We start from the raw sequence: 23,593 nt of genomic DNA, 5'->3' as shown, positions 1-23,593 counted from the left end.
GCTCTCCCCGAATTAATCGAACAGATTTCCAGCTTCCCAGGTGCTCCAACGATCCCGCTGCCGCGAACGCCCTGATCGATGGTGCCCGTCGGGTCAATGGCGACGATGCCGTTCTTCAAGGTTTCGCGGGGTGATGGCAGGGAATGCTTCGGATTCCTGGCCAAAGCGAGCGCTACACCCTCCGTGTACGCGATGTTCAGTGCGTACTCTCAGGTACGCATGACCGCAGCGGACAACTCCCTGGATGTCAATCTCCGTACTTCGCACCCTATTGAGCCCACCCTCACCACCGGTGTCCGTGCCGCGTTGACCTCCCTCCTGTCCAAGGTGGGCAAATGACGACAATAGAAAAGAATGAAAGATGACAAGCCCCATCAACCTGCTGTCGGCCGTGGTTCTCACTGCGGAGATCAGGAAGAAGAACATTTCCGCGCGCGAAGCCCTGGAGGCGCACTTCAGACAGATTGACGCCCTAAACCCCGCAGTCAACGCCGTGGTGACGCAGGACCGGGTGGCCGCCGCCGCCGCTGCCGCCGCCGCCGATAATCTCACCGCATCCGGTGTGGAGCTTCCGCCGCTTCACGGGGTTCCCATGACGCATAAGGACACACACAACACTAAAGGAATGCGGACGACCCAAGGTTCCCCAATCTTCGCTGACTACGTCCCCTCCATCGACGATGTCATCATCCATCGGTTGAAAAGAGCAGGGGTAATCAGCACCGGAAAATCCAATGTTCCTGAATTCGCTGCCGGTGCCCACACATTCAATGACGTGTTCGGCACCACCACCAACCCCTATAGCACCGGCCTCAGCGCGGGAGGAAGCAGCGGCGGAGTGGCAGCAGTTCTCGCTTCACGCATCCAGTCCATCGGTGATGGCAGCGACATGGGGGGATCGCTGCGCATCCCGGCCTCCTTCTGCAACGTCGTCGGATTTCGCCCATCCCTTGGGCTCATCCCCTCGGCGCCGACACGCAACGCTTGGGCATGGCTGGGAAGGACCGGCATCATGGCACGAGAAGTCGGCGATGTCGCTCTCGCGATGTCGGCTGTTAGCGGCCGCGATGCCAGGACTCCGTTTGACAGCCCTGTTCAACCGCGCCGATTTGCCGAACCCCTGGAAACAGACCTAAGCGGACTGCGGGTCGGATGGTCACCGGATTTCGGCGTCGGTGTCCCAGTGCAGCGTGAAGTCCTTAGCGTGCTCGAAGGGCAGCTGAATGTGTTCCGGGATCTCGGGGCTCATCTCGAGGAGGCCGCTCCGGACCTTCGAGACGCGGATCTCGTGTTCGCAAATACGAGGGCGTTCGATTTCGTGCTCGGCTTCGGTGATGTCGTGGATACCCATGGTGACCAAGTAAAAGCCGAAGTGCGATGGAATATTGAGCGGGGGCGCCGCCTGACCAGTCGTGATCTTGTTGAAACCGCGCTTGCTCGCACAAGACTCCATGAACGTATCCAAGAGTACTTTAGTCGCTACGACGCGTTCATCAGTCCCTGTTCCCAGGTGCTTCCTTTCGATGCAGCGGCGAGGTATCCCACAGAAATAGAGGGTGTTGCTCTGGAAACTTATCTCGATTGGATGCGTTCAGTTTCCCTGGTCTCCGCAGCCGGCATCCCCGCGATTTCCGTCCCTGCCGGCTTCAGCGACGACGGACTGCCCGTTGGTATTCAAATCGCAATGAACCACGGAAAGGATTTTGAACTCCTCCAACTGGGGCACGGCTTCGAGCAGGCTACCGGTTTCGCGCAGAAACTGCCACAGCTGCTGGTGGCGCGGAACTCACACTGAAGTAACGGTTCAATGAAGGCGGAGGACCCTGCCTAGCTGGCTATAGGGCGTGCCAAGTGCATGTCTGCGCATGGCTGTGCGCGCTCCTCTTCGGGACTGGCATGCAGCCGACCAGCATCTGCTTCTGCTCTGTCACGACGTTCGAGTTCTTGTCGGAAGATTCTTCAGAACAACGAACGGCTACGTCACGTACAAACTCTTATCAGGCCGCGTCTCCGCTGACGAGACAGTGATGAATCGGAGTCCGAGCCCTTGAGTCCACCAGCACGTTTCTATCCTTCAGCCAAAAACGGCCAGCACCAGATGACGCCACCAGTCGGGAAGTTGCACCGGAGCTATTCGTTACATGCAGATGGAATCGTCAGGCCCTCTCTCGCTGGGTCCATCGCCTTGATTGTCCCCCGCCTATCCGGCGGCCCTCCAAACACTTTCGATGGCACAAGTCCTGCCTCAAGACCTTCATACACCTTTGGCTCGACCAGTGCGGAGTGAGCGCTGACGCAAGACTCCGGGACCCTCGCCTTCGAGGAAGCCTCGTCCGGTTGCCCCAAAATCGGAAAAGACAAGGCCCTCCGCCCCAGCGGCTCATTGGCACATTCTGGCATGCGGCCAGGGACCTCAGCGGCGCTTGCCGAATCTGAAGGTCAGCCTGGGCAGGATTCGCACAGTGACCCGTCCGCGGCTGTTCACCGTCACGCGCCCGAGCTTCTCGGAGACGGATGCCCCGGACTTGGAGATGTTGATGTGGCCATTCTTGCCCAGCTTGACGCGCTTGCGGTAGATGAATCCCATGCCCGTATCCTCTGCTATCAGTTGGGCCAAAGCAATGGCTTTTCTAGGGTCGGCACTGAACGCTATTCGTCTGGAATAGTGACCAAACGAAGTAGCCACTCGATGTTCTCACGCTGCGTGCGCGGCCTTCGCTCCGGAATCACCGGAGTGGCAATTATCGCTTGGTAGTGCTCTTCACCGAATCGATAGAGCCGGCTGATCCTGCTATTTGGCCACTTGCGGGTCCTGCACATCCGGTAGACCGTTTCGGTTGACACGTTTAGCCGAGTCGCTAGATCCGCGACCGTCATGATCGGGGCGTCATTCATCCGCTGACTTTACCGGGAGGGCACAATTTGGGCACATCGGGTGTGAAATGGCGTGCCGTAATCTAGAGGTTTCCCCCCCGCCAGCAAGAGTGCTGAAAAGGTTTCAAATCCCACCGTCACCGCCAAAGAAAACCCCTGGTCAGCCAGGGGTTTTCTGCTTTCTCGGGGTGTGGTGGTGCAGATTTCGCCAGCTGAGATTGCACGAAACTGGTCGATGGGGTGCTCAAACAGGTCGACGTAGTGCGCGACCGCGTCGGGGATGTTCCGGTTACCGGTGTGCTCTGCTTCGTCGAGGCCAACTGGCCCCTGATCGGGGGCGCGTTCTCGACTCGTGGCGTTCACGTGCTCTGGCCGAAACGACTGGCCAAAGTGCTTGCCGCGGAGACAGCTACCCCGCGTTCCGGGCCCGCTGCAAGACTCGCCAACGAGAGGTGGGTTCCTGCGGCATGGTCGACTGCTAAATCTCGAGCACGGTCGCGTGACGCCGCCTGAACGGTGCGACAAGCCGCCCAGCCTGGCGAGGCCCCCATAGCGGCTTTGTGACTGGTCGCGGCTGAAGTTGGCCAATGCGCTCATGATGGGCCGCAGAACTGACCATGAAGCCAAGGATGGCCAGACCAGCAATGAACGCGTAGATGACGCCACGCTCAAAAATGCCTGAGAAATCGGTTTTACCCCCGGTGAGCAGCATCAACAACCCCGATACGCCGGCGACGATGGCCAGTCCGAAAAACCAAAGGCTTGCGTCGGTCCGCCTGAACCAGAGCACGCCGACCGAGACGAGGGTTACGAAGATACCAAACGACAGAATGACGACGGCCGGGTCGTGGATTCCAATAGTGTGGCCTGCATTTGGATAGTCTTCGGGGAAGACGCCGATGGCGAAAATAGCCAGCCCGGTGACGGCGAGCGACCAACGAATGATGGTTGTCGTTACCTTGGCAAAACCGGTGGGCTGCATTCGAATCTTGCCGTCAGTTTTGTCCCGGCGTACCGCCTTGTAAGCGTCATCAAGGTCGCCGGCATGTGCTGCAATCCAGAGCACCGGCGAAGTGATGAGACAGGCCGCTACCACGACGTTCACGCCGATGAAGATAAGAGCCAGATCCATCGCAGCAAAGGACGGAGAACACACGTAGCGGGTAGGGTTGCCGACGTCGTCGCAATGTACCGCGCCGAGGTCGCTGACGTAGTTCGACACGTAGCTGTAAGTGCCATTGCCTTTCCACCCAAGCTGAACGACCCACTCAAATACGATGAAACTAAGCATCGCTTTCGCGGCCCACGATCCGATCATGTGCCGAGTATCTGACGTCCTTGGACGCCGCCCCAAACACCAGCCGCCGAGTAGCTCGATCCAGCTGTTCACCTTGTTCATAGCAAAGATTAAGGCGCTCGACTGGACAAAATACTAGAGGTTCCGCTACTCGAATGAAGACCTGCGCATCCTTGCACGGAATTGAGTAGAGGAGAGCCCGCCGTGCTACCCGTTAACTAGTCCAGTGAATAGCCTCCGTAGCAAGGCGGTGATAGTTGAGGCGTCGGTAAGTGGGCGGCCTAAAATCGTCGTATGGGTCTCCTAACGTTCAGCATCAAACGTCACCCTGGATGGTTGCGTCGACCACCAGGAAGGCATCGCCGACGACGAGACGCACGCCTACTTCACCCGCCTCATGGACGAGGGGGGCGCAATGCTCTGGGGCCGCACCACCTACGAGATGATGGAGAGCTACTGGCCGGCGGTCGCCCGCGGCGAGGAGGACGCGCCGCCTGCGATGCGCGAGTGGGCGCTCAAGCTGGAGGCCAAGCCGAAGTACGTTGTGTCGTTGACGCGAAGTGACTTCCCGTGGACCAACAGCCACCACGTCGTCGGCGACCTGCGAACGGCGGTGCAGGATCTCAAGGATGCGACTCCCGGCGGGGTGCTCGTCGGCAGCGGCAAACTTGCGACAGAGCTGGACCAACTGGATCTGATCGACGAGTACAAGTTCCTTGTCCATCCCATGATTGCCGGCCACGGTCCCACCCTGTACCAGGGCGGACTGCCTAGCACCCGACACCTCGATCTCATCTCGGCGGAGCCGCTCAGCAACGGCGCGGTCGCCTTGCACTATCGACTGGCTGATTGAGGGTGACTGCCGTCGCCGGTGAGCTTCGGCTGAAACTAGTCTGGTTCGGGCTACTTCGTCTCGTTCGGATGACTGGTATGCACCTGCTCCAGAAAGACCGTGCGCTCGTTAAGGTAGAACCATATGCGTGCGGTGCCCTTCGCCGTCGGTTTGTGCTGCCAGCGCTCGTAAGTCGCGCCACCTCGCTCGATGACGCCGAGTTCGCCCTTCAGCCGGTAGTTCGTCGGCGTCGTCGCCAACGGCGTCCGGGTGAGGAAGTCCCAGGTCTCCGTCATGGGGTTGCGGATCGTTGCGACGAGATCCCGCCACCCCTTCTGCGCGTCGGCGGTGGCGAATTGGATCTCGTACTCAATCTTTTTCGATGGACGGGGGACCAGCTCGCCCTTCTTGGCCGCGGCCACAGTTACGGCCGCTCCACGGTCTCGTCATCGTCAAGCCACTCGAGGTCGGCGCTGCCAAGCCCGGCGGCGACGGCCGTGGCCGTCTCTTTCCAGCTGGTCAGCTCGGCAATGGCGAGGTGCGGCTGGTTGGTTGAGAAAGACGCACGCGCAGCATCGACGAGGTCCTGCGCACAGGACTCCCTGTCGACTGGCGAGAGGGCGAGCATCCAGGGGAAAGCCTTCGACATGCGCTCGGCAAGCGTGCCGCGGTCATCGAGAGTGACGGTGATGAGCTGCGCGGCGAAGTTCAGCAGGAGGGAGCGCCCCTCGGCTTCACGCTGCGACATCAGAACCAGCGTCTCGCCGTCGCGCCGGGTCACCGTCACGGGATGGTCCTCGGCCTCGGCGAAAACCTCGGCGGAGTGCTTGCTCAGGTCAGATGAGCGTCGGGTTGCCACGGGGAGATCTGCTGCGATGGCCATGCATCCATCATATTCGGAACGTGTTCGGAAGTCCAGCGAGGAGGCGGAACTGCGCGGGCAGGAGGGCATTACACTGTGGCTAGATGGCGGCGCCTCACTAATTCCCCCCGCGGAAATCTTTCGGCAAACACGCGCGACTAGGGTGTTACGTTGAACGATTTCTCTGGGACAGCACAAGAAGCGCGCTCATTGTTTCGCGCGAGAACCGGGACGAAGGTAAAGTCGCTTGACCCCCTCAGATCTACTCGTGTAGATTCAGATGAAATGTTAGCCGCGTCACACCCGTGATGGACACCCGAACAGTCCCTGGTGCCCGAAAAAGAGATGACCAGCCCATGAAGACCCCAACGAGAGCATGGGACCGTCCGAGCCCGGCCATACTCGGCGACCGCACCCTGGGTAACGCACTGGGCTCCGGACGAAACTCGCTGAACGCCCTGCGCCTGGTCTTCGCCGCAGCCGTGATCGTCTCCCACTCGTGGTGGCTGGGCGGCTACGGCCCGGAACCCTCGCTATACGGGATCAAGCTCGGCACCGCAGGCGTCATGGGTTTCTTCGCCATCTCCGGCTATCTCATCACCGTCAGTGCCGAACGCTCCGACACCGTGCTGGAGTACGCCGCAGCCCGCCTGACCCGCATCTATCCGGCCCTCGTGGTCGCTGCGCTTGCTGTTGCCTTCGTGGCCGCGCCGGTTGGCGCTCTCCTGACCCACGGGACCTACGACTTGCGCGGAGCCCTGGCCTTCCTCGGCGCCGCCTTGGGGCTCAGCATCGGTGTCATGGACACACCCACCATAGGGACGTCCCTCTGGGGCAACAACGACCGCTTTGACTGGGACGGCCCCCTGTGGACTCTCACCTGGGAAGGGCTGTGCTACGTCATCATCGCTGCGATCGTGTTCCTGCTCCGCAGGATTCCAGAGCGCAAGCGGGGCACGGCCACTGCAATATTCCTGCTCTTTGCTGCATCGACGGGCGCAGTCTTCGGAAAGCTCCTCGCAGGCAGCTTCGGGCCGAACCGCACCGAATTCGTCCTCCCGCTGCTCGCGATCTTCATGGCGGGGTCTCTCCTTGCCACGCAGAGGCGAACGGTCCGCGTCGGTGCGGTGCCAAGCCTTCTCGCCGCACTGGCCGTCTGGGGCGCTCTCGCCACCGGCTACGGTACAGCCCTCGCCCCATTACCGTTTGCTTACCTTGTCCTGTCGATCGGTTCAATCGGCAGCGCGTCCGCCATCGGGTCACGATATGACATCTCCTACGGGATCTACATCTACGGGTGGCCAATCCAGCAACTCCTCGCAGCCGCCCACACACCGGCACACGTTCCCGTACTCGGCTTTGCTGCGCTCGCTCTCGTTGCGGCCTGGCCCCTTGGTTTCCTGAGTTGCGTGGCCGTCGAGCAGCCAGCCCAGCGGGTCCGGCGCGCTCTCATGAGCCGCCTCGCCGCCCGCGTGGCCACCAGCAGCCCAGGTCATCCATAGCGGCGCGGGAAGCTGGTGACCCCACGAGCATGATCGGTGCGTTCATCAACAGCTGGAACGACCGCTCCCACCCCTTCCGTGGTCCGTGACCTTTCGACGCCGATTTGTGCCTAAGCTGGGCTCATGGGGAGCGACTCATTGACGACGCCGGATGTGCGGCGCCTCCTCGCCGCACTGGCAAACACCCAAGCCCGGAGGGTCTTCGCTGAGATCAGCGTTGGCGGTACCCCGGGCAGTTCGCTCTCGCCAGCGAAACTCGAACGGGCGCTCGCGCTCCTGGACCAAGCGGGGCTGGTCGAAATGGTTGAGACCGAAGGCGATGTTCTCTACCGCATCCGCGAGCATGCCTTCCGGGACGCGCTGGCGAGCCTCTCGTCGGCACCCAGCCCGTCCGGCGTCGAGCGCTTCTTGACCTCGGATGGCCGCATTGATCGCTATCCGGCGAGGGAGGCAGACCGACTCAAGGTTCTCGCCTGGGTTGCGACGCGCGTCCTCAAGACCAGCGAGCGGGTGGCGGAACGGGAGCTTAACGAACGCCTCGCCCGGTTCACTGGAGACGTGCCCATGCTCAGGCGGTATCTCGTGGACTCGAGCATCATGAGCCGCACGTCGGACGGCTCGGCGTACTGGCTTGCCCCCAAAGAAGACGCCGACGGCGGCCGCTAGAGGTCCCTGGCATTCGCCAGAACGGGAAGCTTGCCCCGGACTTCTTCCACAACAGACGGATCGATGTCCACGATGGCGAGTTCCGGCATTTCCCCGAGGGCGGCGACTACGACACCCAGTGGCGAGATCACAGCACTGTGCCCGATGCCTGTGGGCGCCGTGCCTGTGGAGGGGAGGCCGACGCTCGCCGGATCGCCTTGGCCGCACGCCACGACGAAGGTGGTGCTGTCCACTGCGCGGGCCCGCACCAGCAGTTCCCACTGCTCGGCTTTGCCTTCGCCGGCGCCCCATGAGGCGCAGACGATGTTGACCTGCGCTCCTGCCCGGGCGTTGGCGGTGAACAGGGCGGGGAAACGAACGTCGTAACACGTGGCAAGGCCAAACACGGTGCCGTTGAGTTCGAACGTTACGGGTGACGTGCCGGCGTCGACCGAATCGGATTCCGCGAAACCGAACGCATCGAAGAGGTGGATCTTGTCGTACGACGTGTCCACCCCGGCGCCCGTGACCAAAAGGGTGTTCCGGACCCGGCCGCCCTCGCCCGGAGTGAACATTCCCGCCACGACGGCGATATCCAGCTCCAGCGCAACGCCGCGGACCGCTTCTGCCCACGGTCCGTCGAGCGGTTCGGCGATGTCGGCCAGGCTGCTGCCGAAGGCGCGCATCGCTGCTTCGGGAAAGATGACGAGTTCGGCTCCAGCAGCTTTGGCTCGGGTGGCGTATTCTCGGATCAGTTCCAGGTTGGCGGCCACATCGGCCCCGGTGATGATTTGTGCCACGGCTAAACGCATGAATTTACTCCAGATTGTTGTATACATGATGTATGCGAAAAAGTTCGGGGACTGCGGCGTCCGGCCGCGAGAAGGCGTACGCGTACCTGCGTGAAAATATCCTGATCGACCCCGAGGTGCAGGGGAAGTTCCTGAATGAGCAGGAACTGGCCGCGGAAATCGGCGTATCGCGCACGCCGGTGCGTGAGGCGCTCTTGCTGCTGGTCTCGGACGGCTTGGTGGAACTGATTCCCCAGCGCGGAGCTTACGTTCCCCCGGTGACCGGCCGGGAAATGTCCGAATTGATGGAACTGCGCGGGATCCTCGAAAGCCACGCCGCCCGCTTGGTCATCGAGCAGGGACGTGTCCCCGCCGGGACGATGCAGGAAACCCTTGACCAGCAGGCAAAGCTTCCCGAGGAACTGAGCCCGGAAGCGGCCCGTGAGTTTATCCGTCTGGACACCCTGTTCCACCAGCAGCTCATCGACGCGGCGGGCAACGAGCTCATTTCCCGGACGTACAGCAAGCTCCACGTCCGGCAAATTTTGGTGGGAGTCTCCGCGCTGTTCCGTACCGGAGGCCGGCGCGAGCAGGTGTGCGCAGAACATCAGGACATACTCGACGCCCTGATGTCCGGCGACGCGGCTACGGCCCAGAAAGCCATTGACCATCACCTCGCGGTGACCCGGGACATACTGCTCCGGACCTGAGACGGCTTTCGCCCCCACCAGCGCAGCTCGCCGAGATCCTCACGACTCCTCCGGATGGTCAGCGCCGGCGCGTTTCCGCGACGGCGGACGGTCGGATTCCTGCCGCAGATCCTTCGAGCAGCAGACGGTAGTCCTCATCCTCCACGGTGTTGGAGTCCCGGCCGAGCGCCAAGCCGACTACGGTGACGACTGCGGCTAGGGCCACATAGATGGCAACCGGAATCCAGGTGCCGAACTGGGATAGCAACAGCGTGAACATCAAACGTGCAATGGCGCCCCCGATCACGCCGGCAAAGGTGTAGGCCAGCGAACTTCCGGTGGACCGCAGCCTCGGGGAGAACTGTTCCACGATGAAGGCGGCCTGCGGTCCGTACATGAAGGAGTGCGCCATTAGACCCAGGACGATTCCCACGATCAGCAGTGGCTCGCTGTGCCCGCCCAGGATGCCGAAGAAGACGAAAGTCCAGACGGCTCCAACCACTGCCGCAATCCCGTAGACGAGGCGCCGGTTGAAGCGGTCGGAGACGGCTCCGGCCAGCGGGATCATGAAGAGCTGGAACGCCGAGCCGATCAATACGGCAGTGAGGACCTGGCTGCGGTCATAGCCAAGCGTCTGGATCCCGTAGCTCAGGGTGAAGACGGTGAACAGGGCGTAGAGCACGTCCGGGCCTACCCGGCACAGGGTGGCGGCGACGAGCGGCCGGAGTTCCTTGCTGAAGACTTCACGGACCGGAGCGTTGGGCTGCTCACCGTGCGCCTCGATGGCCTTGAATATCGGGGTATCTTCAAGCTTCAGCCGAATCCAAAGGCCGAACCCGACCAGCACGGCCGAGACCAGGAATGCGACGCGCCAGCCAAAGCTGATGAACTGCGCTTCACTGAGGGTAACGGTCAGGACGGCCAGCGTGCCGTTGGCCAGGAGGTTGCCGGCCGGCGGTCCGACTTGGGCCGCGGAAGCCCAGAACCCGCGCCTATGGGGATCGCCGTACTCGCTGGAGAGCAGCACTGCGCCGCCCCATTCGCCACCGACGCCCACGCCCTGGGCGAAGCGCAGCAATACCAAGATGATCGGGGCCGAGATGCCGATGCTGCCGTAACCAGGCAGCACCCCGATCAGTACGGTGGCGACGCCGATGATCATCAGCGTTGTCACCAGCACCTTCTTGCGGCCGATGCGGTCACCGAGCCGTCCGAAAATGATGCCCCCAACGGGACGGGACACATAGCCCACGGCATAGGTGGAGAACGCCAGGATGGTCCCGGTCAAGGGATCCGATGACGGGAAAAAGACGATGGGGAATACGACGGCGGCCGCGGCGGAGTAGACAGCAAAGTCGTACCACTCGAGCGCGGTGCCGGTGAGGCTTGCTGCAAAGGCCTTATACAGGCCCTTGGGATGCATCGGCTTTCCCGGACGCGGCGCTGCGCTGGAAGCCGGAACTGGAACGTTGGCCATGGGTTTCCTCCACGAGAAGTTTACGGTGACGCCTGCCACACTGGCGTTAAATGTATACATTACGCATACTGGATGTACATTGGCGACTGTTTCCGGTTTCCGATCTGAAAAATTTCTCCAGCAGGACACGCAAAGGATGGACAGAAAATGACGACTCTGAGCTTTGAGCTTCCCGATGGCACCACGAGGAACGTCCAGGTCAAGCACCTCCTGAACGCCGGTTACGCGGGGCGCGAGCAGGAAGAAGTGCAGGCCCACATCGCCGAACTGGCCGAACTTGGCGTTCCCGGCCCCGCGACCACGCCGGCGCTGTACCCCGTGTCGCCATACTTGGCCCAGCAGGTTTCGGAAGTCCGCGTCCAGCACGGCAGGACCTCGGGTGAAGCCGAATGGGCTCTGGTGATCACTGACGAGGACGTGCTCCTGACCGTGGCGTGCGACCACACCGACCGCGAACTCGAGGTCCACGGGGTGGCTTGGAGCAAGAACGCCAGCCCGGACGTGTTGGGGCGCAAAGCCTGGCGCCTGGATGATGTCCGCGACCATTTGGACAAGATCACGCTCAAGGGCTGGGTGGGCGACGGCGAAACGCCGGACACCCTTATCCAGGACAGCTCGTTGGAGGCGCTCCTCAGCCCTGACTACTGGCTCCAGGTCCTGGCGGAGCGCGGCCTGAACCAGCCGGGCACGGTCCTCATTTCAGGCACAGTGGCAATGAAGCATGGAGTTGACCAATTTGCCCGCAGCTGGAAAGTGGAAATGAGCGATCCGGTGACCGGCACGTCGGTGGACGCACAGTATGTTGTGGAGCGGATGGCGGAGCCCATCGGCTGAGTCCGGCTCCGCCGTCGTTCAGCCTCCTCCATTGTGGGCGCCCGGGACCGGGCATACGCTGGGAGAGGCACAAGCGGTTGGCACTACTACCGCGTTGAGAGGGCGCTGCATGGACGCCAATTCCATCACCGACACCTTCCACCGGCCCCTGAGGGACCTGCGGATTTCCGTCACGGACCGATGCAATTTCCGTTGCGTGTACTGCATGCCCAAGGAGATCTTCGGGCGGGATTTCGTTTTCATGCCCCGGGATCAGCTGCTGACGTTTGAGGAAATCACCCGGCTGGCGTCGATCGCGGTGGGGCACGGGGTGCGCAAGATTCGGCTGACCGGCGGGGAACCCCTTCTGCGGAAGGACATCGAGGAATTGGTCCGGATGCTGGCCCGGTTGCGCACCCCCGACGGGCTGGCACCGGACCTGGCCATGACCACGAACGGCTCGGTCCTGGCGCAGAAGGCGCAGGCCCTCAAGGATGCCGGGCTGAACCGGGTGACGGTCTCGCTCGACTCCCTCCGGGAGGAGACCTTCCAGGCCATGAACGACGTCGGCTATCCCGTAGCGAAGGTCCTTCACGCCGCAGACGTTGCCCAGGCCGCCGGACTGGGGCCGGTGAAGATCAACATGGTGGTCAAGCGCGGCACGAACGACCAGGACATTCTTCCCATGGCGAGCCATTTCAAGGGATCCGGGTTCATTCTGCGGTTCATCGAATACATGGACGTGGGTGCGTCCAACGGCTGGAAAATGGATGAAGTGGTGCCCTCCGCCGAGATCCTGGCCCGCATCGGCGCGGTGTTCCCGCTGGAGCCCGTGGCGCCCAACTACCCCGGCGAGACCTCGGATCGCTGGCGCTACGCGGACGGCAGCGGCGAAATCGGAGTCATTTCCAGCGTGACCCAAGCCTTTTGCCGCGGCTGCACCCGGGCCAGGCTATCTGCCGACGGGAAGTTGTTCACGTGCCTCTTCGCCACAACCGGCACTGACCTAAGGGCCCTCCTGAGGGGCGGCGCGTCCGACGTCGAGCTTTCGACGGCGTTGTCCGCCCTGTGGGGCGGCCGTACGGACCGCTACTCGGAACTGCGCAGTTCACACACGGCCAACCGCAGCGCCCACAAGATCGAGATGTCGTACATCGGCGGATAGCCCAAGCAGACCGCCTCCGAGCCAGTGACCCTATGCTGGTGCCATGACGCAGACGTCGATAAGCTCCGCGACAGCGCTGGCCGAAATGCTGGCCGCCACCGGCTACCTCGCCGACGAGGGCCTGGCCACCATTGGCTACCTCGCCCTGAGCATGGAACGGCCGCTGCTTCTGGAGGGCGAACCGGGCACCGGCAAGACCTCCCTCGCCGAGGCCCTGGCGGACGGGTTCGGGCTGCCGCTGATCCGCCTGCAGTGCTACGAAGGAATCGACGCCTCGCAGGCGTTGTATGACTGGGACTTCACCGCCCAGATCCTGCACCTGCGCAGCGTGGAGGCCAGCAGCGGCGCGGGAATGAGCGCGGGATTAAGCGTGGCCGAGCTGGAAAGCTCGCTCTACGACAAACGGTTCCTGCTGGCCCGGCCCATCCTTAAGGCATTGCAGCAAAGCCCGGCCGTGCTGCTGATCGACGAAATCGACCGCGCAGACGACGAGTTCGAGGCGTTCCTGCTGGAAGTGCTCTCCACGTACCAGGTCTCCATTCCCGAGTTCGGCACGGTCAAGGCCGACACCCCGCCGATTGTAGTGCTCACCTCCAACCGGACCCGCGACCTGCACGATGCGCTCAAACGCCGGTGCCTCTATCACTGGATCGACCACCCCGGGCTGGCCCGCGAAGTGGAAATTGTGCGCACCCGGCTCCCCCAGGTGCCAGCGCTGCTCGCCGAGCAGGTAGTGCGCGCGGTCCAGCAGATCCGGGTCACCGACGACGTGCTCAAACCTCCCGGCGTGGCCGAAACCCTGGACTGGGCCCGCGCGCTGCACCAGCTCGGCCGGGCCGAGCTTGACCTGGCCTCGGCCGCGGCCAGCATCGGCGCGCTGTGCAAGTACCGCGAAGACACCGAGCGGGTCTCGGCGGCCCTGGCCCGGATGCTCGGCTGAGCCCATGCCACTCGAAGGAGGGAGCCCCCCGGCAGGCCAGAGTACTGGCCACAGCGCCGGGCACAGCGCCGAAGAAATCCTCCTGGCCTTTGCTGCCGCGGTACGCGCGGCAGGCGTGAAAGTGACCGCGGACCGCTCGCGCAGCTTCGTCGACGCCGTTGGCAGGCTCGCGCTGGACCGCCGCTCGGACGTGTTCTGGGCCGGCCGCGCCACGCTCTGCGCCTCGCCGGAGGATTTGCCCGCCTACCAGCGGACGTTTGAGGCCTGGTTCGCCGTGGAACATTCCGCCGCGCAACACTTGGAAACCTCGGCGACGTCCGTCAGCGCCGCCGCTTTGGACGACAACGACGGCGGCACGGAAGCTGGGCGGGAACAGTTGCGGGCACTCGCCAGCCGCCGTGAGCTGCTGCGGCACCGCGACGTAGCCGTCCTGGACAACGCCGAACGGGCGCTCCTACACCGGATGTTCGAGGAGCTGCCGGTGCGCTTGCCCACCCGGCAGACCCGGCGCAAACACCTCGACAGGCACGGCGACGTCGACCGCGTACGGACCTTGCGCGACCAACTTCGCCGCGGCGGGGAACCGGGGCCGCTGCGCCGCGCCCGGGCTCCGCGCAAAACCCGCCGGATGGTCTGGTTGATCGACGTCTCGGGCTCGATGGCACCCTACGCGGACAGCCTGCTGCGCTTGGCCCACCGGGTAGTGGAAGCCGCTCCGCGCCAGGTGGAGGTGTTCACCATTGGCACCCGCCTGACCCGTGTGACAGGCGCACTGCGGGTGCCGGACCCGGACAATGCCCTGGCCCTCGCCGGCCGCACTGTCCCCGACTGGTCCGGGGGAACCCGGCTTGGAGAGGTGCTGCAAGCGTTCAACGACCGCTGGGGCCAGCGCGTGATGGTGCGTGGCGCCGTCGTCGTGATTGCCAGCGATGGCTGGGAGCGGGGCGACCCTGCACTGCTGGGACGCCAGGCCGAGCGGCTGCACCATCTGGCGAGGCGGATCATTTGGTCCAATCCGCACCGCGGCAAGGCGGGGTACGAGCCCCTGCAACGGGGAATCAGAGCGGTGCTGCCGCACGTTGACTCCTTTATAGGGGGGCACTCAATGCAGAGTTTCGAGGAGTTGTTGGACGTGGTTGCCAATGCGTGAGGTCTTGGAAGATCTGGTCGCCGCCATGGCGGCCGGCCACACAGTCGGACTCGGAACGGTAGTGCGCACCTTCCGCTCCGCACCGCGGCCGGCCGGGGCCGCCATGATGGTCGACGCAGACGGCAGCGCGGTCGGCTCGGTGTCCGGCGGGTGCGTCGAAGGAGCGCTCTACGAACTGGCCACCAAGGTGGTCGAGTCCGGCCGGCCAGTGCTCCAGCGCTACGGCATCAGTGACGACGCGGCGTTCGAGGTCGGCCTGACCTGCGGCGGGATCCTGGACATTTTTGTGGAGCCGGTCTCTACCGAGATCTTCCCGGAATTGCCGCAGGTAGCGGACGACGTCGGTGCTGGCAGCCCGGTTGCCATAGTCACCGTGATCGAACACCCCGATCCGGCCTGGCTGGGCCGCCACCTGGTGGTCCGCCCTGATGGTTTTGTCGGCTCACTGGGCAGCGAGCGTGCCGATCATGCTGTATCCGACGACGTCCAGGGCCTGCTGGCCGCAGGCCGCAACGCCACGCTCATGTACGGACCGGACGGGCAGCGGCGCGGGGAGGGCATGCGCGTTTTCGCCCTCAGTTTCGCCCCGCAGCCGCGGATGCTGGTGTTCGGCGCGATTGACTTCGCCGCCGCCGTCGCGAAACAAGGCACTTTTCTGGGCTACCGGGTCACGGTCTGCGACGCGCGCGCGGTTTTCGCAACAGCTGCCCGGTTCCCCCAGGCGGACGAGGTAGTGGTGGAATGGCCGCACCGCTACCTGCAGGCGCAGATCAGTGCCGGCCAAGTGGATGAACGCACCGTGATCTGCGTACTGACCCACGATCCGAAATTCGACGTGCCACTGCTGGAGTTGGCGCTGCGCCACAACGTGGCCTATGTGGGAGCGATGGGATCCCGGCGAACGCACCACGATCGGCTGGAACGGCTGCGCGAAGCGGGCCTGACCGAGGCCGAATTGGCCAGGCTCTCCAGCCCGATCGGCCTGGACCTAGGGTCCCGCACCCCGGAGGAAACAGCAGTCTCCATCGCCGCCGAAATCATTGCCCTGCACTGGGGTGGCGCTGGCGGAAGATTGAGCACCATGGAGGCCCGGATCCACCACGAACCCACGGTTGAAGCGGACCACGAAGATGCGGGGTACGAACTCAATCCGAGCTAGGGCGCTCGCCTCCTCCGAGGAGTAACCTGTGTCACATCAGGACTGGATGCCGGGCAGCCGTGCTCGTCTCCAACGCGACAGGAGATCCCAATGGCGAGTTCCAAGACGATCACCGTCGAAGTCGATGATGTGAGCTACACAGACAATGTCGAGCCACGATTGCTGCTGGTCCAATACCTGCGCGAACGGCTCGGCAAGACCGGCACATTGATCGGCTGCGACACTACCAACTGCGGCGCCTGCACCGTCCATCTGGACGGAGTCAGCGTCAAATCCTGCACCATGTTCGCGGTTCAGGCAGACGGCCACAACGTCACCACCATCGAAGGCCTGGCCCGGGACGGCAAGCTCGCCCCGCTGCAGCAAGCCTTCCACCAATGCCATGCGCTGCAATGCGGCTTCTGCACACCCGGCATGATCATGCAATCGGCATCCCTTCTCGCCGAAAACCCACACCCCACCGAGCAGGAAATCCGGGACGGCCTTGAGGGGAACCTTTGCCGGTGCACGGGGTACCAGAACATCGTTGCCGCGGTGCAGGCCGCGGCTGACGGAACCGTTTCTTCCGACAGCACCGTGCCCGCAGACAGCGACCAGACGGAAACGGCAGGTGTGGCATGACCATCGCCGAAATCGGCAGGCCCCGCCTCCGCAAGGAAGATGCCCACCTCATCACTGGACGCTCCAGGTACACCGACAACATGACGCTGCCCGGCATGCTCCATTTGGCCATGGTCCGCAGCCCGTTCGCCCATGCGACGATCACGTCGATCGACGCGTCCGCAGCGAAGTCTTCGCCCGGCGTCGTCGCCGTGCTTACCGGATCCGACGTGGCCGCGGAACAGGGCAGCCTGCCGAACGTCTGGCCCGTTACCGCCGAGCAGAAGGCGCCCGCGTTCCCATCGATCGCCGTCGACGAGGTGGCCTTTGCCGGCGAGGTAGTGGCCTGCATCGTTGCCCGCAGCGCCGCAGCGGCGCGGGACGCCGTCGAACTCGTGGACGTCAGCTACGAAGAACTTCCGGTGGTCCTGGATCTGGAGGAGGCGTTTACGGACAAGGTGCTCGCCCACTCCAGCTTGGAGTCCAATCTGTCGGCGACGTGGGTGTTTGACTCGGGCGAGGCAGGCACAGGCAAGCCGATCGCCGAGGCGTTGGCGAACGCCGAGGTGCTCATCGAACGCACCTTTTATCAACAGCGCCTCATCCCGGCTTTCATGGAACCGCGCTCGATCGTGGTTGACCCCACGAGTGAGCAAATCACCATGTGGTCGTCCACGCAGATACCCCATATCCTGCGGCTGATTCTGGCATTGACGCTGGGAATCCCGGAAAGCAAGCTGCGTGTGATCGCCCCCGACGTGGGCGGCGGTTTTGGCGGAAAACTGACGGTGATCCCGGAGGAATTCATCACCCTCATGGCAGCGCGACGGGTCGGCAAGCCCTGCAAGTACACTGAAACCCGCAGCGAATCGCTTCAGTCCGGGCATCACGGCCGGGCCCAAGTGCAGAAGGTGAAGCTCGCGGCGACGAAGGACGGGATTGTCACCGGGCTGGACATCCAGCTGCTGGCGGACATGGGCGCCTACCTGGGCATTATCGGCTCGGGAGTCCCGATCCTGGGCGCGTTCATGTACAACGCCATCTACAAGTTCCCGGCGTACCGACTGGAGTGCAACAACCTCTTCACCAACAAGGCGTGGACGGGCGCTTACCGGGGCGCAGGCCGGCCGGAAGCAACCTTCGCTATCGAGCGCTTGATGGATGAACTCGCCGTCGAACTGGGCATGGACCCCCTGGAAGTGCGCAAAAAGAACTGGATCAAGCACGAGGAATTCCCCTTCACCACTGTCACGGGGCTCGAATACGACAGCGGCAACTACGAGGCGGCCACGGCGAAGGCGCTGGAGCTCTTTGGCTACGACGAGCTACGGGCTGAGCAGGCGAGGCGCCGCGAGGCCAACGATCCGGTCCAACTCGGTATCGGCATCTCCACGTTCACGGAAATGTGCGGCCTGGCTCCGTCCCGCGTGCTTGGCGCGCTCAGTTACGCGGCCGGCGGCTGGGAGCATGCCCAGGTGCGTGTGCTGCCCACCGGCAACGTCGAGGTGGTCACGGGCACATCCCCCCACGGTCAGGGTCACGAAACCGCGTGGAGCCAGCTCGTGGCGGACAGGCTCGGCGTGCCGTTCGAAAATGTCGAAGTGCTGCATGGTGATACCCAGGTCTCCCAGCGCGGCCTGGACACCTACGGCTCCCGCTCGCTGACCGTCGGTGGCATGGCGGTGCTGGCCGCTGCGGACAAGGTGATCGAGAAGGCCAAGGTTCTGGCGGCGCACATGATGGAGGCCAGCGAAGAGGACATCGAGTTCACGGACGGCAAGTTCAGCGTGAAGGGCACTGATCAGTCCACGGCATTCGGTGAAGTCGCCTTCGCCGCCTTCTCGGCGCACAACCTGCCAGAAGGGTTTGAGCCCAATCTGGACTCGGATGCCACCTTCGATCCGCAGAGCTTCTCCTTCCCGCACGGCACCCATCTGGCCGCCATGGAAGTGGACACCGAGACCGGGCAGGTCACTATCCGCAAGTACGTTTGCGTGGACGACGTCGGGGTGGTGGTCAATCCGCTGATTGTGGAGGGCCAGGTCCACGGCGGCCTGGCGCAGGGAATCGCGCAGGCCCTCTATGAGGAGGCCGTGCACGACGACGCCGGGACCCTGGTCACGGGCTCGTTCGTGGACTACCTGGTGCCCAGTGCGCCGGACCTGCCGCACTTCACGACGGCGCGTACCGAGACCCCTTCGACCACCAACCAACTGGGGGCCAAGGGAGTCGGTGAGGCGGGAACCATCGCCTCGACGCCCGCCATTGTCAACGGCGTGCTGGACGCGGTAAGGCACCTTGGAGTGAAGGACATCAAGATGCCCTGTACGCCGTCGCGCGTGTGGGCCGCCCTTGAAGAAGCCAAGACGACAGGAGGTGTGCAATGATTCCGAGCGCATTCGATTACGCCGCTCCGGCTACGGTGGCGGAGGCGCTGAGCGTACTAGCCGACGCCGGCGACGACGTGAAGCTGCTGGCCGGAGGCCAAAGCCTGATCCCCGTGATGAAGCTGCGCCTGGCCGACCCGGCCATGGTGGTCGACTTGGGCCGGATCGGCGAGCTGTCCGGGGTCCGCGACGACGGCGATGCTCTGCTGATCGGAGCGATGACAACGCACCACCAGATCGCCACCGACCCGCTTATTGCCCAGCACGTGCCCTTGCTGGCCAAGGCCGCGGCGACGGTCGCGGATCCGCAGGTCCGCCACCGCGGCACGTTCGGCGGCGCTCTGGTGCACGCCGACCCGGCGGGCGACATGCCCGCGCCGGTGCTGGCCGCGGACGCGACGTTCATCCTGGCAGGTCCGAACGGGGAACGCCGGGTGGCAGCGGCGGATTTCTTCCAGGGGTACTTCACTACCGCCGTCGACGACGGCGAGATCCTCACCCATATTCGGGTGCCGAAGTACACCGGGTGGGGCGCGCACTATCAGAAATTCACCCGCGCGGCCCAGCAGTGGTCCATCGTCTCTGTGGCCGCGATGGTCCGGGTGGAAGGCGGCGCCATCGCCGAGGCCAGGATCGGCCTGACCAACATGGCCAGCACGCCATTGCGGGCGACCGCCGTCGAACAGGCACTCGCGGGGGCCCCGCTGACCCGGGAAGCGATCGCCACCGCGAGCGCACACGCTGCCGAGGGGACCGATCCTGCCAGCGACCTCAACGGGGACGCGGCCTACCGCCGCCACCTGGCCGGGGTCCTGACCAAGCGGGCCGTCATCGCGGCCGCCGGGCTCTAGCGGAAACGGGCGGAGGGAGACGTGGAACTCAAACATCACTTCGTGGTTCCCAGTTCGCTGGAGGACACCTGGCATTCCTTCAACCAGCTGGAAGACATCGCGCCCTGTTTCCCAGGGGCGACCCTCACGTCCGTCAGCGGCGAGGAATTCACTGGGACGGTCAAGGTCAAGCTCGGGCCGATCGCGATGATCTACACCGGCACCGGTGAATTCCTCGAGCGCAACCAGGAGACGCATACGGTGGTCATCTCGGCCACCGGGAAGGACAAACGCGGCAACGGCACGGCTGGCGCCACCGTGACGGCAGTGCTGACGCCCGAGGGCGACGGCACCTCCGTGGACGTGACCACCGACATGAACGTCACCGGGAAACCGGCCCAATTCGGCCGGGGCGTCATCCAGGACATCTCCGACAAGTTGCTGGAGCAGTTTGTCCAGTGCGTGATCGGGAAGGCGGGCGGCGGGGCTCCGAGCGATACCGAGCCCGACGCCGGAGGCTCGGCTGCGTCGGCAGCGTCCGGGACGGCTGGGGCAACGGAGCCCGGGGAGCCTGCTGCCGCGACTGCGGCCGGGCCCGCCGCCGTCGGACCCCCCGCCGCGGGTCCTGCAGCGCCGATGGCCGGGCCCCCGGCGTCGCCCGTGCCTGCGGCCGCAGTCGGAACTGCGCCGCCGTCCGCGCCGTCGTCGGAATTGGATCTGGGCTCGGCCGTGTGGCCGGTGCTGGTTCGTCGTTTCGGCCCCGTGCTTTGCGCCGCCGCTGCCGTGATCTTGGTGGCTTGGCTTGTCCGGCGACGTGGACGAGACTGAACGCGCTATTTGGGCTGTATTGATGCTGGTTTTGGGCAGCGCGGCGCGCTTGCCGCGCGCCTCGGCGTGTCGATATCATCAGGGTGGGTTATGCAGCGGCCCTCGGAACTCTTTCCATGGAGCGACCCCATGACCCGCCGGACTCCCCGCTCTTCCAGCTCTTCTTTCGTGGCTGCCCCCGCGCGCGGAGCCGCGCTGTGAACGCGCTACTCACCGCATGTCTGGAGGGCGAACTGGACCCAATCCAGGGGCTTGCGAAGTTGTCTGTTGCGGAGCTCAACTTTTTGGCCGACGCCCTCTTCAGGCTGCTCGACGTCGGGAAGCCTGAGTTCGGGGTCAAGTCCTGGTACGACGCGGTTCTGGATGAGTTGGCTGCGCGCGGCCAGCGGTCCGCTCGCGTTGGGGATCCAACGCCCGATGAGCGGACCGCCGTCGACGTTTCCTCGGACTAGTCTTCCAGTGCCGCGGAGGCAAGAGGGGCGCTGGCGCTGTCTCCCTCTGGTGCTTGCCGGTCTGCCAGCTCGCGCACGACTGTTTTCAGTTCCTGCCTGAACATCGACGTATCGATCGACACCTGGGCGAGGACCTGCCGTTCCGATTCCGCCGCCCGCTCAAGTGCGTCCCTGCCGGCATCGGTCAGCGAAACGACGTGTACCCGGCGGTCCTCGGAACTTCGACGGCGGCTAACGTGCCCGTGGGCCTCGAGCCTGCTGAGGGTCTGCCCCATCGTTTGGGCCTGCACGCGCACGATCTGCGCCAGTGTGGTCTGGGTGATGGGGCCAGTGGCTGCAAGAACCTCCAGCGCGATCACGCCGGCGTGGGTGAGGCCGATCGCCCTGAGATTCTCGTCCCAAGCGTGTTCCACCAGCCGGGCCGCTGTAGACAGCAACCTTCCGGTGGGCCAACGCTCGATGTCCGGCATATGTCTCATTGTAGCCGTGAGGGGATTTTGCGGAGGTTGGGGGTAACTAATCCTGCGGGGGTCACCTGTGAAGACGGACGCAGCGTTCGAATTCGGTAGGCTGAGCCAAAATTGTCTTCGATTGGGGCTACGGATGTTTGGGCTGAGCGGGTGTCGCCCTTGATTCGGCGGGGCGGAGCTATCTGGTGGGGCAGGGCATATTTCGCCGCGCAGGCGATTGCCGGCTTTTCGTGGTGGGCCGCGGTTTTCCTGTCTCCGGTGCTCCGCGAGGCGACCCTCGGCAACCTCGACACGGTTGCGGTTGCAGTCTTCGACATTCCTCTGTTCGTCGTGGGGTCGGCCGTGGCGGCATTTGGCGTTAAGGCCGCCGCGCTGGTGAGTGCCGGCTGGACAGGTGCTGTCGCCGTCGCACTGGCGGTATACGCCACCGTCACAACCGAAGCGGGCTGGGGCGTAGTCGGCATGGGCGCTGCGACCGCGGGTTCGCTGATCGCGCTCTGCCTTGTCTTGCTTGGGCATGTACCGACCGCGTGGATCGTCCGCGGTCCATTCGCATTCCGCCCCGCAATCCCCCGACTGACCGCATCCCACGTGGCCTCAACATTTGGGCAAATTGTCCTCTTCTGGGGGTTCTTCCTGGCGGTGATTCCGTTTACCGTCGCGTTTCTCGAACAGCGCTGGGCGGTGGTGCTCCCGTTTCCGTCGTTTGCAGCTCCCGTCGGTGTCGCGGTTCTCGTACTCGCCAGCGCTCTTGGCATCTCGGCGGCCGTAGCGATGTCGACGTTGGGAAATGGCACCCCGCTGCCATCGGCAATGCCCAACCATCTGGTCATCGCAGGTCCGTATCGCTGGATCCGTAATCCAATGGCGGCCGCGGGCATTCTCCAGGGCGCCGCAGTCGGTGTCATCCTGCAGTCATGGCTCGTCGTGGCCTACCCCGTCGTCGGCTCGCTGGTGTGGAACTACGTTGTTTGGCCGCTCGAGGAATCTGACCTGGAGGAACGGTTCGGCGAAGAATTCCGGCAATACCGCGACGCCGTGCGCTGCTGGGTACCGCGGGTGTCGAAGGCTCTGCGCTCTCAGAAACAATGAATTCTTCCGTGACGATGATCTCACCACCAGTATGGTGGTTGCATAACGCAACCACTGATCTGAGGGGACCTTCACCATGGCTGTTCGAGTTGACCTGAATATCTCGCTAGATGGTTTCGCCACGACCACCGACGCAACTCCGGAGAATCCGTTCGGGTCGGATTGGGGCCGCCTGGTTGATGCATATACGTCCACCCGCACGTTCCGTGAGCGGGTCTTGCATGACACCAGTGGAGAAGGAACGTCCGGCGTCGACGACAAATACGCAGCGGCCTACTTCGAGGGGGTCGGAGCTGAGATTATGGGTGCCGGCATGTTCGGGTTCCATAACTTCCCTGATGACCCTGAGTGGAAGGGCTGGTGGGGCGACGAGCCTCCCTTCCGCGTCCCGGTGTTCGTCCTTACTCACACGCCCCGCCCTGCCATCTCGATGGCCGGCGGTACGACCTTCAACTTCGTAAGTGCCAGCCCGGAAGAAGTACTTGAACGAGCACTCAGTGCGGCGGGTGAAAAGGACGTGCGTATCGGAGGGGGCCCTACCGTTGTACGCGACTACCTCAAGGCCGGACTTGTCGATCAGCTACACGTTGCGATCACACCCATCCTGCTCGGTAGTGGAATACGGCTTTGGGACGATCTCCGGGGGCTGGAAAGCGATTACACCGTCACGTCAGAGACCGCCGAAAGCGGCATCATCCACGCCACCTTTCGCCGATAACGCTCACACGGGATCGGCGG

The 23,593-nt window shown here is 63.9% G+C and carries 26 protein-coding genes; 18 read left to right on the top strand and 8 right to left on the bottom strand.

Annotation, left to right across the window (positions count from 1 at the left end; genetic code table 11):
• Positions 1-96 precede the first annotated feature (96 nt).
• Together AC4CS3_RS08065 and AC4CS3_RS08060 are read left to right on the top strand one after the other, a co-directional pair.
• The gene (locus tag AC4CS3_RS08065) at positions 97-339 is read left to right on the top strand and encodes a hypothetical protein (protein WP_490782965.1); all 243 of its coding nucleotides are present in this window, start codon (positions 97-99) and stop codon (positions 337-339) included.
• A 22-nt stretch (positions 340-361) separates the two neighbouring features.
• Positions 362-1,795 (top strand): amidase family protein, encoded by a 1,434-nt coding sequence (locus tag AC4CS3_RS08060; protein ID WP_490782964.1) that lies wholly within the window; start codon positions 362-364, stop codon positions 1,793-1,795.
• Between the two features lie 618 nt (positions 1,796-2,413).
• On the opposite strand, the gene AC4CS3_RS08055 is transcribed toward AC4CS3_RS08060, so the two are convergent.
• From AC4CS3_RS08055 to AC4CS3_RS08045, 3 genes are all read right to left on the bottom strand, one after another.
• Positions 2,414-2,587, bottom strand: coding sequence for a DUF4236 domain-containing protein (locus AC4CS3_RS08055; RefSeq protein WP_490782963.1), 174 nt, complete (start codon positions 2,585-2,587; stop codon positions 2,414-2,416).
• A 62-nt stretch (positions 2,588-2,649) separates the two neighbouring features.
• Entirely contained in the window at positions 2,650-2,877 is a 228-nt protein-coding gene (locus AC4CS3_RS08050; protein WP_490783055.1) for a helix-turn-helix domain-containing protein, read from the bottom strand.
• 475 nt (positions 2,878-3,352) lie between these two features.
• Positions 3,353-4,192 carry a DUF998 domain-containing protein gene (locus AC4CS3_RS08045; RefSeq protein ID WP_490782962.1) on the bottom strand — a complete coding sequence of 280 codons (840 nt, stop codon included), beginning with the start codon at positions 4,190-4,192 and terminating at the stop codon, positions 3,353-3,355.
• 307 nt (positions 4,193-4,499) lie between these two features.
• On the opposite strand from AC4CS3_RS08045, the gene AC4CS3_RS08040 reads away from it, so the two are divergent.
• A complete protein-coding gene (locus AC4CS3_RS08040) occupies positions 4,500-5,024 on the top strand; it encodes a dihydrofolate reductase family protein (protein ID WP_490783054.1) in 525 nt (174 codons plus the stop codon).
• 50 nt (positions 5,025-5,074) lie between these two features.
• Here the strand turns inward: AC4CS3_RS08040 and AC4CS3_RS08035 are convergent, their stop codons facing one another.
• Entirely contained in the window at positions 5,075-5,425 is a 351-nt protein-coding gene (locus AC4CS3_RS08035) for a hypothetical protein (RefSeq protein WP_490782961.1), read from the bottom strand.
• 2 nt (positions 5,426-5,427) lie between these two features.
• Complete coding sequence (locus AC4CS3_RS08030) at positions 5,428-5,886, bottom strand: prevent-host-death protein (RefSeq protein WP_441412694.1); 459 nt, start codon at positions 5,884-5,886, stop codon at positions 5,428-5,430.
• Between the two features lie 335 nt (positions 5,887-6,221).
• Here AC4CS3_RS08030 and AC4CS3_RS08025 point away from each other — a divergent pair, with 335 nt between their 5' ends.
• The gene (locus tag AC4CS3_RS08025; protein WP_490782960.1) at positions 6,222-7,367 is read left to right on the top strand and encodes an acyltransferase family protein; all 1,146 of its coding nucleotides are present in this window, start codon (positions 6,222-6,224) and stop codon (positions 7,365-7,367) included.
• Positions 7,368-7,490: 123 nt separating this feature from the next.
• Complete coding sequence (locus AC4CS3_RS08020) at positions 7,491-8,033, top strand: DUF2087 domain-containing protein (RefSeq protein WP_490782959.1); 543 nt, start codon at positions 7,491-7,493, stop codon at positions 8,031-8,033.
• On the opposite strand, the gene AC4CS3_RS08015 is transcribed toward AC4CS3_RS08020, so the two are convergent.
• Positions 8,030-8,824, bottom strand: a complete 795-nt coding sequence (locus AC4CS3_RS08015) for a carbon-nitrogen hydrolase family protein (RefSeq protein WP_490782958.1) — start codon at positions 8,822-8,824, stop codon at positions 8,030-8,032. The two genes, AC4CS3_RS08020 and AC4CS3_RS08015, sit on opposite strands and share 4 nt — an antisense overlap.
• 32 nt (positions 8,825-8,856) lie before the next feature.
• On the opposite strand from AC4CS3_RS08015, the gene AC4CS3_RS08010 reads away from it, so the two are divergent.
• Positions 8,857-9,513, top strand: a complete 657-nt coding sequence (locus AC4CS3_RS08010; protein ID WP_490782957.1) for a GntR family transcriptional regulator — start codon at positions 8,857-8,859, stop codon at positions 9,511-9,513.
• Positions 9,514-9,571: 58 nt separating this feature from the next.
• On the opposite strand, the gene AC4CS3_RS08005 is transcribed toward AC4CS3_RS08010, so the two are convergent.
• Complete coding sequence (locus AC4CS3_RS08005) at positions 9,572-10,969, bottom strand: MFS transporter (RefSeq protein WP_490782956.1); 1,398 nt, start codon at positions 10,967-10,969, stop codon at positions 9,572-9,574.
• 147 nt (positions 10,970-11,116) lie between these two features.
• On the opposite strand from AC4CS3_RS08005, the gene AC4CS3_RS08000 reads away from it, so the two are divergent.
• The 10 genes from AC4CS3_RS08000 (at position 11,117) to AC4CS3_RS07955 (ending at position 21,293) form a co-directional block, all read left to right on the top strand.
• Positions 11,117-11,803 carry a DUF2848 domain-containing protein gene (locus AC4CS3_RS08000; protein ID WP_441412686.1) on the top strand — a complete coding sequence of 229 codons (687 nt, stop codon included), beginning with the start codon at positions 11,117-11,119 and terminating at the stop codon, positions 11,801-11,803.
• Between the two features lie 109 nt (positions 11,804-11,912).
• Entirely contained in the window at positions 11,913-12,947 is a 1,035-nt protein-coding gene (moaA, locus tag AC4CS3_RS07995; RefSeq protein WP_441412685.1) for a GTP 3',8-cyclase MoaA, read from the top strand.
• A 43-nt stretch (positions 12,948-12,990) separates the two neighbouring features.
• A complete protein-coding gene (locus tag AC4CS3_RS07990; RefSeq protein ID WP_490782955.1) occupies positions 12,991-13,887 on the top strand; it encodes an AAA family ATPase in 897 nt (298 codons plus the stop codon).
• Between the two features lie 4 nt (positions 13,888-13,891).
• A complete protein-coding gene (locus tag AC4CS3_RS07985) occupies positions 13,892-15,037 on the top strand; it encodes a vWA domain-containing protein (RefSeq protein WP_490782954.1) in 1,146 nt (381 codons plus the stop codon).
• The gene (locus AC4CS3_RS07980; protein WP_490782953.1) at positions 15,030-16,196 is read left to right on the top strand and encodes an XdhC family protein; all 1,167 of its coding nucleotides are present in this window, start codon (positions 15,030-15,032) and stop codon (positions 16,194-16,196) included. Before AC4CS3_RS07985 ends, AC4CS3_RS07980 begins: the two co-directional genes overlap by 8 nt.
• Positions 16,197-16,286: 90 nt before the next feature.
• Positions 16,287-16,817 (top strand): (2Fe-2S)-binding protein, encoded by a 531-nt coding sequence (locus AC4CS3_RS07975; protein WP_490782952.1) that lies wholly within the window; start codon positions 16,287-16,289, stop codon positions 16,815-16,817.
• Positions 16,814-19,183: a xanthine dehydrogenase family protein molybdopterin-binding subunit gene (locus tag AC4CS3_RS07970; protein ID WP_490782951.1), complete on the top strand. Its 2,370-nt coding sequence runs from the start codon at positions 16,814-16,816 to the stop codon at positions 19,181-19,183. The genes AC4CS3_RS07975 and AC4CS3_RS07970 overlap by 4 nt, the downstream gene beginning before the upstream one ends.
• Complete coding sequence (locus tag AC4CS3_RS07965) at positions 19,180-20,034, top strand: FAD binding domain-containing protein (RefSeq protein ID WP_490782950.1); 855 nt, start codon at positions 19,180-19,182, stop codon at positions 20,032-20,034. Before AC4CS3_RS07970 ends, AC4CS3_RS07965 begins: the two co-directional genes overlap by 4 nt.
• A 21-nt stretch (positions 20,035-20,055) precedes the next feature.
• Entirely contained in the window at positions 20,056-20,841 is a 786-nt protein-coding gene (locus AC4CS3_RS07960) for an SRPBCC family protein (RefSeq protein WP_490782949.1), read from the top strand.
• Positions 20,842-21,038: 197 nt separating this feature from the next.
• A complete protein-coding gene (locus tag AC4CS3_RS07955) occupies positions 21,039-21,293 on the top strand; it encodes a hypothetical protein (RefSeq protein ID WP_490782948.1) in 255 nt (84 codons plus the stop codon).
• Here the strand turns inward: AC4CS3_RS07955 and AC4CS3_RS07950 are convergent.
• A complete protein-coding gene (locus tag AC4CS3_RS07950; RefSeq protein ID WP_441412676.1) occupies positions 21,290-21,763 on the bottom strand; it encodes a MarR family winged helix-turn-helix transcriptional regulator in 474 nt (157 codons plus the stop codon). The two genes, AC4CS3_RS07955 and AC4CS3_RS07950, sit on opposite strands and share 4 nt — an antisense overlap.
• 150 nt (positions 21,764-21,913) lie before the next feature.
• Here AC4CS3_RS07950 and AC4CS3_RS07945 point away from each other — a divergent pair, with 150 nt between their 5' ends.
• Both AC4CS3_RS07945 and AC4CS3_RS07940 read left to right on the top strand, forming a co-directional pair.
• On the top strand, positions 21,914-22,855 hold the full coding sequence (locus tag AC4CS3_RS07945) for a methyltransferase family protein (RefSeq protein WP_490782947.1): 942 nt from the start codon (positions 21,914-21,916) through the stop codon (positions 22,853-22,855).
• A 76-nt stretch (positions 22,856-22,931) separates the two neighbouring features.
• Positions 22,932-23,573, top strand: a complete 642-nt coding sequence (locus tag AC4CS3_RS07940; protein WP_490782946.1) for a dihydrofolate reductase family protein — start codon at positions 22,932-22,934, stop codon at positions 23,571-23,573.
• The last annotated feature ends 20 nt before the right edge of the window (positions 23,574-23,593 follow it).

This window comes from Arthrobacter sp. SE2 (assembly GCF_058244265.1).
Note: the sequence above shows the minus strand (reverse complement) of the source record. Positions and strands in the feature narration are given on the sequence as shown.

Coding starts and splice junctions, on each gene's coding strand:
- AC4CS3_RS08000 (WP_441412686.1), top strand. CDS start 11,117: ATGACGACTCTGAGCTTTGAGCTTCCCGATGGCACCACGAGGAACGTC.
- AC4CS3_RS08015 (WP_490782958.1), bottom strand. CDS start 8,824: ATGCGTTTAGCCGTGGCACAAATCATCACCGGGGCCGATGTGGCCGCC.
- AC4CS3_RS08065 (WP_490782965.1), top strand. CDS start 97: ATGGCGACGATGCCGTTCTTCAAGGTTTCGCGGGGTGATGGCAGGGAA.
- AC4CS3_RS08060 (WP_490782964.1), top strand. CDS start 362: ATGACAAGCCCCATCAACCTGCTGTCGGCCGTGGTTCTCACTGCGGAG.
- AC4CS3_RS07985 (WP_490782954.1), top strand. CDS start 13,892: ATGCCACTCGAAGGAGGGAGCCCCCCGGCAGGCCAGAGTACTGGCCAC.
- AC4CS3_RS08010 (WP_490782957.1), top strand. CDS start 8,857: ATGCGAAAAAGTTCGGGGACTGCGGCGTCCGGCCGCGAGAAGGCGTAC.
- AC4CS3_RS08045 (WP_490782962.1), bottom strand. CDS start 4,192: ATGATCGGATCGTGGGCCGCGAAAGCGATGCTTAGTTTCATCGTATTT.
- AC4CS3_RS07940 (WP_490782946.1), top strand. CDS start 22,932: ATGGCTGTTCGAGTTGACCTGAATATCTCGCTAGATGGTTTCGCCACG.
- AC4CS3_RS08025 (WP_490782960.1), top strand. CDS start 6,222: ATGAAGACCCCAACGAGAGCATGGGACCGTCCGAGCCCGGCCATACTC.
- AC4CS3_RS08020 (WP_490782959.1), top strand. CDS start 7,491: ATGGGGAGCGACTCATTGACGACGCCGGATGTGCGGCGCCTCCTCGCC.
- AC4CS3_RS08005 (WP_490782956.1), bottom strand. CDS start 10,969: ATGGCCAACGTTCCAGTTCCGGCTTCCAGCGCAGCGCCGCGTCCGGGA.
- AC4CS3_RS07975 (WP_490782952.1), top strand. CDS start 16,287: ATGGCGAGTTCCAAGACGATCACCGTCGAAGTCGATGATGTGAGCTAC.
- AC4CS3_RS08055 (WP_490782963.1), bottom strand. CDS start 2,587: ATGGGATTCATCTACCGCAAGCGCGTCAAGCTGGGCAAGAATGGCCAC.
- AC4CS3_RS07980 (WP_490782953.1), top strand. CDS start 15,030: ATGCGTGAGGTCTTGGAAGATCTGGTCGCCGCCATGGCGGCCGGCCAC.
- AC4CS3_RS08030 (WP_441412694.1), bottom strand. CDS start 5,886: ATGGCCATCGCAGCAGATCTCCCCGTGGCAACCCGACGCTCATCTGAC.
- AC4CS3_RS07965 (WP_490782950.1), top strand. CDS start 19,180: ATGATTCCGAGCGCATTCGATTACGCCGCTCCGGCTACGGTGGCGGAG.
- moaA (WP_441412685.1), top strand. CDS start 11,913: ATGGACGCCAATTCCATCACCGACACCTTCCACCGGCCCCTGAGGGAC.
- AC4CS3_RS07970 (WP_490782951.1), top strand. CDS start 16,814: ATGACCATCGCCGAAATCGGCAGGCCCCGCCTCCGCAAGGAAGATGCC.
- AC4CS3_RS07990 (WP_490782955.1), top strand. CDS start 12,991: ATGACGCAGACGTCGATAAGCTCCGCGACAGCGCTGGCCGAAATGCTG.
- AC4CS3_RS08050 (WP_490783055.1), bottom strand. CDS start 2,877: ATGACGGTCGCGGATCTAGCGACTCGGCTAAACGTGTCAACCGAAACG.
- AC4CS3_RS07950 (WP_441412676.1), bottom strand. CDS start 21,763: ATGCCGGACATCGAGCGTTGGCCCACCGGAAGGTTGCTGTCTACAGCG.